General features: G+C 65.9%; 11 protein-coding genes. 2 read left to right on the forward strand and 9 right to left on the reverse strand.

Annotated elements, in window-relative coordinates; translation table 11 throughout:
• Positions 1-2: 2 nt before the first annotated feature.
• The 5 genes from FQU96_RS33035 to FQU96_RS33055 all read right to left on the reverse strand — a co-directional run bounded on the left by FQU96_RS33035 (position 3) and on the right by FQU96_RS33055 (position 5802).
• Positions 3-953 (reverse strand): tripartite tricarboxylate transporter substrate binding protein, encoded by a 951-nt coding sequence (locus FQU96_RS33035; protein WP_218574973.1) that lies wholly within the window; start codon positions 951-953, stop codon positions 3-5.
• A gap of 97 nt (positions 954-1050) precedes the next feature.
• A complete protein-coding gene (locus FQU96_RS33040; RefSeq protein WP_146545661.1) occupies positions 1051-2301 on the reverse strand; it encodes a CaiB/BaiF CoA-transferase family protein in 1251 nt (416 codons plus the stop codon).
• A 34-nt stretch (positions 2302-2335) separates the two neighbouring features.
• The gene (locus FQU96_RS33045; RefSeq protein WP_146545662.1) at positions 2336-4051 is read right to left on the reverse strand and encodes an amidohydrolase family protein; all 1716 of its coding nucleotides are present in this window, start codon (positions 4049-4051) and stop codon (positions 2336-2338) included.
• Positions 4052-4282: 231 nt separating this feature from the next.
• Entirely contained in the window at positions 4283-5260 is a 978-nt protein-coding gene (locus FQU96_RS33050) for a D-2-hydroxyacid dehydrogenase (RefSeq protein ID WP_255468692.1), read from the reverse strand.
• 68 nt (positions 5261-5328) lie between these two features.
• Entirely contained in the window at positions 5329-5802 is a 474-nt protein-coding gene (locus FQU96_RS33055) for a cupin domain-containing protein (RefSeq protein WP_146545663.1), read from the reverse strand.
• Between the two features lie 99 nt (positions 5803-5901).
• Between FQU96_RS33055 and FQU96_RS33060 the strand changes: the two genes are divergently transcribed.
• The gene (locus FQU96_RS33060) at positions 5902-6747 is read left to right on the forward strand and encodes a hypothetical protein (RefSeq protein WP_218574974.1); all 846 of its coding nucleotides are present in this window, start codon (positions 5902-5904) and stop codon (positions 6745-6747) included.
• On the opposite strand, the gene FQU96_RS33065 is transcribed toward FQU96_RS33060, so the two are convergent.
• Positions 6744-7463: a hypothetical protein gene (locus FQU96_RS33065; protein ID WP_146545664.1), complete on the reverse strand. Its 720-nt coding sequence runs from the start codon at positions 7461-7463 to the stop codon at positions 6744-6746. The genes FQU96_RS33060 and FQU96_RS33065 overlap by 4 nt on opposite strands.
• 126 nt (positions 7464-7589) lie before the next feature.
• On the opposite strand from FQU96_RS33065, the gene FQU96_RS33070 reads away from it, so the two are divergent.
• Positions 7590-8084 (forward strand): MarR family winged helix-turn-helix transcriptional regulator, encoded by a 495-nt coding sequence (locus FQU96_RS33070; protein WP_218574975.1) that lies wholly within the window; start codon positions 7590-7592, stop codon positions 8082-8084.
• 48 nt (positions 8085-8132) lie between these two features.
• On the opposite strand, the gene FQU96_RS33075 is transcribed toward FQU96_RS33070, so the two are convergent.
• The 3 genes from FQU96_RS33075 to FQU96_RS33085 form a co-directional block, all read right to left on the reverse strand.
• Complete coding sequence (locus tag FQU96_RS33075) at positions 8133-8744, reverse strand: hypothetical protein (protein WP_146545665.1); 612 nt, start codon at positions 8742-8744, stop codon at positions 8133-8135.
• 50 nt (positions 8745-8794) lie between these two features.
• Positions 8795-9914 (reverse strand): peptide chain release factor 2 gene (prfB, locus tag FQU96_RS33080; RefSeq protein WP_146545666.1). Its coding sequence is split into 2 segments (ribosomal slippage): positions 8795-9844 and positions 9846-9914, totalling 1119 coding nucleotides; the frame shifts between segments, so codons are not numbered across the junction.
• A 30-nt stretch (positions 9915-9944) separates the two neighbouring features.
• Positions 9945-12464 carry a penicillin-binding protein 1A gene (locus FQU96_RS33085; RefSeq protein ID WP_146545667.1) on the reverse strand — a complete coding sequence of 840 codons (2520 nt, stop codon included), beginning with the start codon at positions 12462-12464 and terminating at the stop codon, positions 9945-9947.
• Positions 12465-12466 lie beyond the last annotated feature (2 nt).

The raw sequence follows: 12466 nt of genomic DNA on the forward strand, positions 1-12466 counted from the left end.
GATCACTCCTTCGGCAGGCCGAGGTCGGTGGCTAGTTTCGCGGCCCGTGCCGCGTCTTTCCTGAGGAAGTCCGTGAACTCATCCGGCCCGAGCGCGAACGCTTCATAGCCCTCACGCCGGAAACGATCGGCGATATCCTCGCTGGCGAGGGCAGCGCGAAGAGCGTGCGAAAGCCGCTGCACCACGTCCCTGGGCGTGCCGGACGGCGCCACCAGTCCCAGATAGACATAGAAACTGTAGCTGGGCAGTCCCTGCTCCGCGATGGCCGGAATGTCCGGGAAGGCCGCTGAACGCTGGGGCGACGAGATGCCGAAGGCCCGCAACCGCCCTTGCTGCACCAGAGGACCTGCCAGGTTGGTCCCGTCAAACATCATGTCGACGCGGCCCGTGAGAAGATCGGACAGCGCCGCCGAACTGCCTTTGTAGGGCACATGCATCAGCTTGATGCCGGCCTGGTTCATCAGCAGCGCGGCCGTGATGTGGGTTGTGGTGCCGACTCCGCCGGAGGCAAACGTCAACGCGTCCGGATTGGCTTTCGCGCGGGCAATCAGATCGGCAAGCGTCTTGTCCCGGCCGTTGGGCGCGCCCACCATGATGAGGGGCGCACGCAGCATCGGACCGACGCCGACGAAGTCCTTTTCAAGGTCGTAGCCGGGATCAAGTTTCAGCGACGGTTGCTGGGCGATGGTGTTGGCGGTGGCGAGCAGCGTGTATCCGTCGGCCGCAACGCCCCTGACGAAGCGGATGCCCAGCAAGCCGTCCGCACCGGTCTTGTTCTCGACGACGACAGGCTGGCCCAGAATGTCCCACATCTTCTGCGCGACGCGTCGTGTTGTGGCATCGAGCAGAGCGCCGGGCGCCGAGTTCACGATGATCCGGACCGGCTTGCTCGGAAAAGGTTCGGCGGCCACCACCGCGGCAGGACCGAACGCGAGCGCAACAGCGACCAGCACGCGTAGCGACCGCGTCGCATGCCAAAGCGGCTTCCAGTGTTCTGTCATGTCGCGTCCACCCAGTGTTCACGATCGCCCGGGAAGATCTGAAGCGCGTTCAGATCACGCCCTTGGCCTTCCAGGCCGCCAACCGCGCATCATCGAATCCCAGCCAGTCCCGATAGATGGCCTCATTGTGCTGGCCGAGCCGCGGCGCCGGCGCACCGTGACCATAGTCCGACGTCCGCAGGCGTGTCGGCAGCCCGATCGTCTTCAGGCCTGGCAGAACGCCGAAATCAGGGTGGGTCACCGCCATGACGTCTCGACGGTCATTGAGCGAAGGATCGTCAAGGGCGGCGGCTGGCTCACGCACCTTGGCGGCAGAGATGCCGGCCGCCACCAGCTGCCGTTCGACATCCTCGACGGCGCGGTCGTTGCACCAGGCATTCACCATCTGCACCAACTCGGCCTCACGCGGGATGCGGGCCGCCGTGGTGGCGTAACGCGGATCCGCGACCATCTCGGGCTTGTCCATGAGCCGGAAGAGGCTGTGGACGAAATGATCGCGCCCGCCGGCACCGATCGCGATATGGCCGTCCCGGCAGCGGAAGACGCCGAAGGGCGCCGCTCTCACCAACGTGTTTCCGGTACGGGTCGGCATGCCCAGCCCGCTCATGGCCTGCCAGTCTTCCACCGCCAGAAGCGCGGTGAGCGCACCGAGCATGGAGACGTCGATATGCTCGCCTTGCCCCGTACGCTCGCGACGATAGACGGCGGCATTGATCCCCATCACGGCAAACAACGGGGCGACGGCGTCGGCGATCGGCACGCCGATCCGCACCGGCGGTTCGCCCTCCTTCCCGCTCGCCATCATCATCCCGCTCATCGCCTGGATGACGGCATCCAGCGCCTTGCGCCCCGGCTCGGCGCCGACACCGAAGCCGTTGAGGGAACAGTAGATGATGCGCGGATTGACGGCGCGTGTGGCATCGAAGCCGATGCCCAGGCGGTCGGCGGTGCCGTCGGCATAGTTTTCCACGACGATATCGGCACGACTGACCAGCGCACGGTAGATGGTCATCGCCTCCGGCGCCTTGAGGTTCAACGTTATGCTGTGCTTGCCGCGATTGCGGTTGAGGACCGGCAGCGACATCGCGCCGGGATGCTCGCGCGTCATGGTCACGGTGCCGTCGGGATTGGCGAACGGAGCGTAGCCGCGCACCGAGTCGCCCTTGAGTTCCTCGATCTTGATCACCGTGGCGCCGAGGCCGGCAAGAAAGTAGGTCGCCAGGGGGCCGGACAGCTGGGTCGTAAAATCCAGGACGACGAGCCCTTCGAGCGGGCCGCGATTGGGAACCGGAAACGGCATGGACGCCTCGCCTCTGGGCCAGCTGTGCTCCCGATCAGGCCGCGGCCTGCGGGCCACGCACCAGTTTGCCCGGCAGAGCGCCGGTATGCTCGCCGTCGCGATAGGTGATCACGCCGGATTTCACGGTGACGCGATAGCCGCTGGCCTTCTGCAGCAATCGCTTGCCGCCCGCCGGGAGATCGAATTCCATCCGCGGGGGCGACAGCCTGAGCTTGCCCAGGTCGATGACATTCAAGTCGGCCTTCATGCCGGCGGCCACCACGCCACGATCCATCAGACCCACGCTGCGCGCGGCATCGGATGTCTGGCGCTTGATCAGCCAGCTCAGCCCGAAACCGTCCTTGCGACCGCATTCCTCGGCCCAGTGCGTCATCAGGAAGGTCGGGATGCTCGAGTCGCAAATCGTGCCGACATGGGCGCCACCGTCGCCCAGAGCGATCACAGTGTTCGGATCGGCCATCATCTCGCGACAGACCTGCAGGTCGCCGTACCTGTAATTGGCCGCCGGCGCATACAGGAACGCCCGCCCCTCGTCGGCCAGCATCAGATCATACGCAACCTCGTTCGGGCTCTTGCCGAGGCGTTGCGACTGCGCGGCCACCGAGGTGTCGGGATGCGGTTCATAGTCCGGCGGATCGCCCAGCGGGAAAACAAGGTTCAAATCCAGCCGGCTGCGCTTCCTGCCGTCCATTTCCCGGATCAGGCGGGCTCGGAACGCCGGATCACGCATGATCGCGACGCGCTGTTCCAGCGACTTGTCCGCGATCGCGCCATACGTTTCCGACCGCGTGAACGGATTGAGCGTCGCCTGCAAGCCCAGCAGCATGCCGACCGGACGCGGCGCCACCTGTCCCATCATTGGCAAGCCGTCTTTGACGGCCCCGTCGATCAGCTTCAAGAGCTTGCGCCAGCCTTCCGGATCATCGTGCTTCTGGATGACCGCGAACGACATCGGCCGGCCCGACTTCGCGACGATGCGGCGCATCATCGCGAACTCCTCTTCCATCGACGGCATGTCGAAATCCGACAGCAACTGGAACACGCCATGACCCGCCTCACGCAACGCCATGGCGATCGCCGTGAGTTCATCCTCGGTCGCGCGCAACGACGGCGTCGGATCACCCTTGATGGTACGATGATTGATCGACCGCGAGGTACTGAAGCCGATGGCACCGGCCCGCATCGCGTCGATGGTCAGCTTGCGCATGCGCTCGATATCATCTGGCGTTGCCGCTTCGAGGCGCGCCGCCCGCTCACCCATCACATAGACGCGCAGCGCACCGTGCGGCAGTTGCGCGCATATATCCATGTCATGCGATCGCCGTTCGACCGCGTCGAGGTAATCCGCAAAGCTTTCCCATCGCCAATCCAGGCCTTCGCGCAAGGCAACGCCGGGGATGTCTTCGACTCCCTCCATCAGCTCGACCAGCCGATCGCGATCCTGCACGCGGACCGGCGCGAAACCGACGCCGCAGTTGCCCATCACCACCGTGGTGACGCCGTGCCAGCTGGACGACGCCAACTGCGCGTCCCACACGGCCTGGCCATCGTAATGGGTGTGGATGTCGACAACGCCTGGCGCCACGATGGCACCTGAGGCGTCGATCTCCTCGCGGCCCGTACCCGCAATGCTTCCCACGGCTGCTATGCGACCGTCCTGCACCGCAACATCGGCGTCGAACAATGGTGATCCCAGACCGTCCGCGATGCGTCCGCCACGGATCACAAGATCATAGTCTGCCTTCGCCATGATGATCTCCATGAGGTCGTGCGCGGAGCCCAGCCAACCTGACGCAGCGACATTCCCTGGACCGTCACGAAGCATATCAGGCCAAGCCAACGCGGTGTCGCAACCGGTGTCTGCTTCTCCTCAGGCCAGGTAATCCTCACAAAGTCTAATTATATTTACAATTACAAATCACCTCGAAATTCCGAGACGCGCTGTCTGGCCTCATTTCTGCGAGCGACAGTTTGTGCCTTTCTAGACGACCTGGTTCTTCAGCACCGTCTCGCCGCGCCACAGCCGGTCGAGATTTTCCTGCAGCAGATCGAGAACGTTGTCCTCGTAGCGGCGTGTTTCACCGGCGGTGTGTGGCGTGATCAGCACGTTGGGCATGCCCCACAGCGGCGAGTCCTGCGGCAGCGGCTCCTCGACCGTGCAGTCGAGTGCCGCACCGGCGATGCTGCCGCTGCTCAGCGCCACGATCAGTGCCGCCTCATCGACGCAGCGACCGCGCGCGACGTTGATCAGGAACGCTGACCGCTTCATGGCGCCGAGCGCCTTGGCATCGACCAGCCGCTCGGTCTGCGGCGTCAGCGGGCAGGTCAGCGCCACGAAGTCGGCGCGCGGCAGTACGTCCAGCAGCTTGCTGTCGGGAACCACCTCGTCGGCGGCGCCCTTGCCCGCCGACACGTCGCGCCGCGTGCCGATCACGTGCATGTCGAACGCCTTGGCAAGCTGCGCCAGCCGACCGCCGATGCGGCCGAGGCCGACGATCACCAGCGTCTTGCCGCCCAGTTCGTCCTCGCGCTGGGCGAGATCGCCGATCATGCCGCGCCAGTGGCGCTGGTGCTGGTTGTCGCGCCCGAGATGGATCTGGCGCGCCATGGCGAGGATCAGGGTGATGGCGTGCTCGGAGACGGCCCGCGCATTGGCGCCCTGGGCGCTGGCCAGACGCACACCCGCCGCCTTGAGCGCGTCCTTGTCATACTGATCGACGCCGGCCGAGATCGACTGGATCAGCTTCAGCTTGGGCGCACGCTTGAGCAGCTCGTTGCGCCAGAGGCCCGAGACCAGCACCACGTCGGCTTCCGGGATGCGCGCCTGGAAGTCCTCGAGCGTGCGCACCTCGATATGGCGGATATTGGTGCCGCGCAGCGCGAAGCGCTCGGCCATGCGATAGGCGACATGGGCGAAGCAGATCGTAAGGTCCTCGCGCGACGGCAGGCCGGTGGCCATGAGCTGCTCCCTGGTGGCTGGTCGACGTCCCGGCTTAGCAGGCGGTGCGCACCGAGAGCAACGCCTGTTCATCCCGGCCGCCCATCGTGCGCCCCCAGCGGTCGTGCCGGCGCATCGTGCCAGTAATCCGGCCGGCCGCGGAATTCCGGGTTGACCGGATAGGCAATCCGGTCATCGCCGTGATTGTCGCCGACGATCAGCAGTCGCACGAGCGTATCGCTGTTGTTGATCAGGCAGTGCGCAATGCCGGTCCCGGCGGGAAAGGCAACGCCATCGCCCGGCTGCATCGCATGGAGCACGCCGTCGATCCAGACGTCGGGATGGCCGTCGACGACATAGACGAATTCATCCTCGTGGCTGTGTGCGTGCGGCTCGGACGTGCGGCAGCCGGGCGCTATGGTTTCCTGATTGACACCGACTCGATGCAGGCCCAGGCGGCGACCGAATGGCGCCAGCATGGCCCGCAGATCGCCGCTGCCGGTGGCCTCTTCGAGGTCGCTGTAGTGGCGAAGGAATGCCGGACGGGTGGCATCCTTTGTCATGACGGACTCCTGTTTTCCTGCGAGCAGATGCCGTCATCATGAACTTGAACTTGGTTCGCGAGGGGCGTCACACTGCCGCCCCTGTTCAACGGAGGTGTCATGCCGGAAGAGACGTACGCCGTTGTTCTCGGCGATCGCCGTTATGCCGTGCGACGCAAGTGGGCGCGCCTGCCGCCGGACATCCGCTTCGGTTTCATCTCCGACCTGATGGTCGATGCGGCGGGCCGCGTGCATGTGGCACAACGCGGTACCGACCTGCCGATCCTGACGTTCGAGCGGGACGGCACCTACGCCGGCGCCTGGGGTGCCGGCGTCGTCAGCGAACCCCACTACATGACACGCGCCGGCGACGGCTCGGTGCTGGTGGTCGATCGCGACAGCCATCAGGTCCTGCGCTTCGATCGGAACGGCAAGCTCGTCCAGACGCTGGGCCGCCGCCATTTCCCGGCGCTGGGTGCGCCCTTCAACCATCCGACCAGCGCCGCCATGGCCGATGACGGCGAGATCTATGTCGCCGACGGCTACGGCAACGCGAACGTCCACCGTTTTGCCGCCGATGGAAGCCTGCGCCAAACCTGGGGCGAGCCGGGTCAGGCTCCCGGTCAATTCACCACGCCCCATGCCGTCTGGGTCGATCGCGGCGGCCGGGTTCTGGTCGCCGACCGCGAGAACAATCGCATCCAGGTCTTCGATCGCGACGGTGGCTTCGTTGCCGCCTGGGGCGATTTCTACCATCCCATGAAAATCTGGGTCGACGATCGCGACCTTGTCTTCGTTACCGACCAGATCCCGCGAATCACGCTGCCGTCGGCCGACGGCAAACTGGTGGGCCGCTGTCGCGGTGCCATCAACGGCGCTCACGGCATCGGCGGCGACAGCGACGGCAACCTGTATCTTGCCGAGCTGCCGCCGCAGGAAATCACCAAGCTGGAGCGGATTGACTAGGTCCCACGGACCGCCGCCAGGGTGTGCGGCGCGCCCTGCATGGACTTGAGTCTCACCGCGATCGTGACGTGCACAAGCAGGAAAAGCGGCACCAGGGCTGCCGGTATCAGCGTCCAGGGCAGCGTGCCGATCGCTTGCGTCCCGGCCCCTTCCGTGAAGACGCGAAACGGCGTGCCGGGCGCCGACAACGCACCCAGCGATACGGCGCTCAGCAGATCCAGCGTGCCCAGCGCGTTCCAGGTGCCAAGCCAGATGGGACGCACGCTGCCGCGCATCATCGTCATCACGAGCACAATCGCGGCGATGCCGACTGCAATGTCGCCCCAGCCGGCCGATGGCGCAAACGGTGCCGACAGCCGTCCCTCGGCCGCCAGCAACAGGAAGAAGATGCCGACAAGCCGCGTCGCGTTCACGCCGACCAAAGCGGCAAGCGGCACGGCCAGCAGGGCCTCACGGAAGCCCGGCAGCAGCCGCCAGCCGCCAAACAACAGGGCGAGCATCGACACGAGCAGCAATACGGGCACAGGCACCGGTCCCGTTGCTCCCGGTGCGAGGCCGCCCGACACCGCGACCAGGATGATCGCCGCCGGCCAGAGCGCCGCGACCGCACAGGCAACCAGTTTTGTCGGTCGCGATAGCGGCGAGAGGCCGACCAGCAGGCCGACGATGGCTGCGTAGATCGCCGTGATGACGATCGCCCCGATGATATCGAGCATGTGACTCCTCCCGAAATCCATATATCTGTAGTTACAGATATATGCGCTTGATTGATGCCCGCGGAAAATTGACGTCCAACGATAGAGGATGCATATACAGATAAATCACTTGAACGGACGAAGTCAATGCCATCCCGGGACCGCAAGCCGGCCAGCGGCGCCATGAAACTCGATGTCGACCTGCGGCATCTGCTGGGCTGCACCTGCTTCAGCCTGCGGCGCGCGGCGCGGCAGGTTACGCAGATCTATGACCACATGCTGGCGCCGGCCCAACTCACCGCCAATCAGTTCACGCTGCTGGTCCAGCTCTACGGTTTTGCCGCGGCCGGGCGACCAGGCTTGTCGATCGGCATGCTGGCCGAGCGCGTCGGCATGGATCCGACGACGTTGACCCGCAACCTGCAGCCGTTGGAGGCGCAGGACCTCGTGGGCCGCGCCGCCAACCCCGACGACGGCCGCAGCCGCATCATCACCATCACCGACAAAGGGTTCCGCCGTCTACAGAAGGCGGTACCGCTCTGGCAGCGGGCGCAGACGCATGTCACGGAGGCCCTGGGCGAACAGAACCTGCTGGCCCTGAAAGGCTTTCTCGATCTGTCCTTCGAACGGCTGTCGGCTTAGCCGCGGCAACGCACCAGGCCGACGCTTCCACGTGCCGGCCGCTCTACCTCAGCGCGTGTAAATCCAGCCCGGCCCCGTCACGGGCCATTTGCCCTCGAAGCTCAGCCATTGCTGCGCAGCACCGGGCTTGTAGAGGCCGGGAATGTAGAGCTGGTTGAGGCGCCAAGCGCTGATGTCGTTGCGCGCCGCGATGTCGGTGCGCGTACGGTCGACAGCACCACGGGTTCCCTCCTGCATGCCCACGGCGCTGTTGGCCAGTCCGCGATAGGTCGCCAGCACACCCTGCGGGCGCGCCGCGATCAGCAGGTCCAGGGCCGAGCCCCACTCCGGCGGCACGCAGCACAGCACGCGCACCGCGCGGCTCAGTGCCACGCCGTGAACCTCGGAGAAGCGGATCAGGTGATCCAGTTCGCGGCGCTGCACCCACCAGCCGCCGCCCATCACCCGCTGTGGGCCGTCCGCCTGGGTGCCGAAGCGGTAGATCGTTTCGCCCGGATGAAGGTCGAAGCGCACCGGGTTGATCATGCCGCCGTTCTGCAGGGCCAGGGTCTGATTGCCCTTGGGATCCAGCCACAGGAACTTGCTGGGATTGCGTTCAAGCCCCAGCGCCATCCGGCGGCTGGTCGGGTCGGCAAAATCGCTTTCGTTCAATGCCGGCATGCCTCACCTCCATGAGCGCACGACGGCTGTGAGCGCGCCGGCGCCGTTGATCAGGTGACCGTATCGGCCTGCTGGCCCACGCGTTGCGCCAGACTCGCGGCCATGAAGCCGTCGAGGTCACCGTCGAGCACCTTCTGTGGATCAGTACGCTCCACGCCCGTCCTCAGATCCTTCACCATTTGGTAAGGCTGCAGCACGTAGGAGCGGATCTGGTGGCCCCAGCCGATGTCGGTTTTGGCCGCTTCCTGGGCGAGCCGCTCGGCCTCGCGCTTTTGCAGCTCGACCTCGTACAGCCGCGCCTTCAGCATCTGCATCGCCTTGGCGCGGTTCTGGTGCTGCGAACGCTCCTGCTGGCAGGCGACGGCAATGCCGCTGGGAAGGTGCGTGATGCGCACCGCCGAGTCGGTCTTGTTGATGTGCTGACCGCCGGCGCCGGAGGCACGGTAGGTATCGACCCGCAGATCCTTGTCGAGGACCTCGATCTCGATGTCGTCGTTGACCTCGGGGTAGGCCCAGACCGAGGCGAAGCTGGTGTGGCGTCGCGCGTTGGAGTCGAAGGGCGAAATCCGCACCAACCGGTGCACGCCGCTTTCGGTCTTCAGCCAGCCATAGGCGTTGGGCCCGTCGATCTTCATGGCGCAGGATTTGATACCGGCACCCTCGCCCGGGCTTTCCTCGAGGTAGGTCACCTTGTAGCCGTGCTGCTCGGCCCAGCGCATGTACATGCGCGCCAGCATCTCGGCCCAGTCCTGCGCTTCGGTGCCGCCCTGCCCGGCATTGATTTCGACGTAGCAGTTGTTGGTGTCGGCCTCACCCGACAGCAGCGACTCCAGGCGCATGTGCGCGGCCTCGTCGCGCACGGCGCGGATCGCCGCCTCGGCCTCGGCGACCAGCGATTGGTCGCCTTCAGCCTCGGCCAGCGCAATCATCTCGATATTGCTGGCGGTGTCGCCTTCCAGGCGCCGCACGGCGCCGACCGCCTTGTCGAGGCGGTCGCGCTCGCGCATCAGGCTCTGGGCCTGCTTGGCGTCGTTCCAGAGATTGGGGTCCTCGGCGCGGGCGTTCAGCTCGGCCAGACGATCGACGGCGCGATCGAAGTCAAAGATGCCTCCTCAGCAGTTCCATGGACTGCTTGATTTCATCGACCAGAGCTTCGATCTCGGCGCGCATGGTTCCGTCATCCCTGAAGGGAGCGGCGTCTTAGTAGGTCTCGCCGGTGCCCGTCAAGGTGGGGCGACCTGGCCGCGGCGGTGGCGGAATGGTGCCCGGCGGCAAGGTGGGGTCGCCGCCATCCGCTGACGGATCAATCGACCATGCCGGCGGCATGCCCGCGTTGGGGTCGACCGGCTCGTCCGATCCGGGCCCGCCGCCCGGCACGAAACGGCTCATGCCGTCGACGACGCGATAGTCGTAGCCGGTCGGCTCCGTACCCGGCTTGAAGACTTCCCAGATCGCCGACGGATCGCCCGGCGCCGGCATGCCATCCGCCAGGTTCACCCGCATCAAACGCAGGCCCGGCGGAATGCGAAACGGCGTCGGCGCCTTGTCCTTGTAGAGCTGGCGGGCGACGCGCTCGTAGATCGGGAGCGATACCGAACCGCCGGTCTCGCGGCCGCCCAAGGTCTTGGGATCGTCGAAGCCGACGAAAACGCCGATCACATATTCGGGCGTCGCGCCGATGAACCAGACGTCGCGCGAATCGTTGGTGGTGCCCGTCTTGCCCGCGATCGGCCGGCCCAGCTTGGCCAATCGTGCCGCCGTACCGCGCACGGTCACACCCTGCATGATGTGCACGATCTGGTAGGTCGAGGCCGGGTCGAAGAACGGCTGCCGCCGGTCGACCACGGTGGGGATCTTGTCTGCCGCTGCAGTCGTGGTGTCGCAACCGACGCACGTGCGCGGGTCATGGCGGAAGATGGTGCGACCGTCGCGGTCCTGCACACGGTCGATCAGGCTGGGCGTGATGCGCCGCGCGCCGTTGGCCAGCATGGCGTAGGCCGTCGTCATGCGCAGCAGCGTGGTCTCGCCGGCGCCGATCGCCATCGGCAGGTAAGGCTTGAGGTTGTCATCGACGCCGAACTGCTTGGCGACCGCAGCGACCTTGTCCATGCCGATGGATCGTGCGAGGCGCACAGTCATCAGGTTTCGTGACTGCTCGATGCCTTGGCGCAACGTCATCGGCCCGCCGGCGGAGCCGCCGCCGTAGTTCTGGGGCCGCCACGGCGCCTGGCCCGGCCCGCCCGGCAGTTCGATGGGCGCGTCCAGCACCAGGGTTGACGGCGTCATGCCCGCGTTCAGGCCGGCCAGATAGACGAACGGTTTGAACGAGGAGCCCGGCTGGCGCATCGCCTGTGTGGCGCGGTTGTACTGGCTGCGCTGATAGCTAAAGCCGCCGCTCATCGCCAGGATGCGGCCGGTCTGCACGTCCATCACGACGACGGCACCATCCACTGCCGGGACCTGGCGCAGCGAGAACGTGCCCGCCGGCTTCTGCCGCGGCTCCACGGCAACGATATCGCCGGCACTCACCGGTCGCACCCGGCCCGCCATGTCGCCGTGGGGGATGACCCCCTCGCTGCCATCTTCCAGGCCGATCTTGGCGCCGGCATTGGTGTAGCCCAGCACGACCGCAGGCCGCCATGTCTTGAGGCCTGCGAACGGGTGCTTTTCCAGATAGCGCGGCAGGGCGTGCTGCCAGTCGTCGATCGATGGCAGCTTGTCCTTCACGCCGCGCCAGCCATGGCGGCGATCATAGTCGACCAGCCCCTCGCGCAGTGCTTCGTCGGCCATGCGCTGGATCTCGAAGTCGACCGACGTGCGGACGGTCAGTCCGCCTTCGTAGACCCCCTTCTCGCCATAGGCCGCCAGCAGGTTGCGGCGCACTTCCTCGGTGAAGAACTCGGCCTGCGCGAATTCCGGCGCCGCCCGCTTGCGCAAGGTCAGACGCTCTTCCTTGGCAGCGCGCAACTCCTCGGCCGTGATGTAGCCGTCCTCGTGCATACGGCCCAGCACGTAGTCGCGCCGGTCATGGGCGCCCTTGGCGTTGCGCGTGATGCTGTAGCGGTTCGGCGACTTGGGCAGCGCCGCCAGGTAGGCCATCTCCGACAGCGTCAACTCGTCGAGCGACTTGTTGAAGTAGTTCAATGCCGCCGCCGCCACGCCGTAGTTGCCGCCGCCGAGGTAGATCTGGTTGAGGTAGAGCTCGAGAATATGCTCCTTGGTGAACGCCGATTCGATACGGATGGCCAGGATCGCCTCGCGGATCTTGCGGCGGATCGTGGTCTCGTTGCCGACCAGGAAGTTCTTCGCCACCTGCTGGGTGATGCTCGACGCACCTTCCGGACGGCGGCCCGGGTGTTGCAGGTTGGTCAGAAGAGCGCGACTGATACCGATGGGATCGACGCCAGGATGCCAGAAGAAGCGCTGATCCTCAGCCGCTACGAATGCGTAGATCAGCCGCTTGGGCATCTGGGCCGCCGGCACGAAGGCCCGCTTTTCCTTGGCGTATTCGGCCAGCAGGCGACCGTCCCCGGTATAAAGCCGGGTGGTCATCGCCGGCTGGTAGTCGGTCAGCTGCTTATGATCTGGCAGACCGGGTGCGAAATAATAGTAGACGCCCGCCACGGCGGCAACGCCGAGCACCAGGGCGGCAAAACCCAGCCGCAGCATCCATCGTACGATTGCCAGCACCGCGATCCCCGTCGCACGTTCACCGAACATAC

Source organism: Reyranella sp. CPCC 100927, assembly GCF_007859315.1.
GTDB lineage: Bacteria > Pseudomonadota > Alphaproteobacteria > Reyranellales > Reyranellaceae > Vineibacter.

What these genes read in the sequence shown, in the direction of transcription:
- FQU96_RS33085 (WP_146545667.1), bottom strand. Translation starts at nt 12,464, where the DNA reads ATGTTCGGTGAACGTGCGACGGGGATCGCGGTGCTGGCAATCGTACGA.
- FQU96_RS33070 (WP_218574975.1), top strand. Translation starts at nt 7,590, where the DNA reads ATGCCATCCCGGGACCGCAAGCCGGCCAGCGGCGCCATGAAACTCGAT.
- FQU96_RS33055 (WP_146545663.1), bottom strand. Translation starts at nt 5,802, where the DNA reads ATGACAAAGGATGCCACCCGTCCGGCATTCCTTCGCCACTACAGCGAC.
- FQU96_RS33050 (WP_255468692.1), bottom strand. Translation starts at nt 5,260, where the DNA reads ATGGCCACCGGCCTGCCGTCGCGCGAGGACCTTACGATCTGCTTCGCC.
- FQU96_RS33075 (WP_146545665.1), bottom strand. Translation starts at nt 8,744, where the DNA reads ATGCCGGCATTGAACGAAAGCGATTTTGCCGACCCGACCAGCCGCCGG.
- FQU96_RS33045 (WP_146545662.1), bottom strand. Translation starts at nt 4,051, where the DNA reads ATGGCGAAGGCAGACTATGATCTTGTGATCCGTGGCGGACGCATCGCG.
- FQU96_RS33060 (WP_218574974.1), top strand. Translation starts at nt 5,902, where the DNA reads ATGCCGGAAGAGACGTACGCCGTTGTTCTCGGCGATCGCCGTTATGCC.
- FQU96_RS33040 (WP_146545661.1), bottom strand. Translation starts at nt 2,301, where the DNA reads ATGCCGTTTCCGGTTCCCAATCGCGGCCCGCTCGAAGGGCTCGTCGTC.
- FQU96_RS33065 (WP_146545664.1), bottom strand. Translation starts at nt 7,463, where the DNA reads ATGCTCGATATCATCGGGGCGATCGTCATCACGGCGATCTACGCAGCC.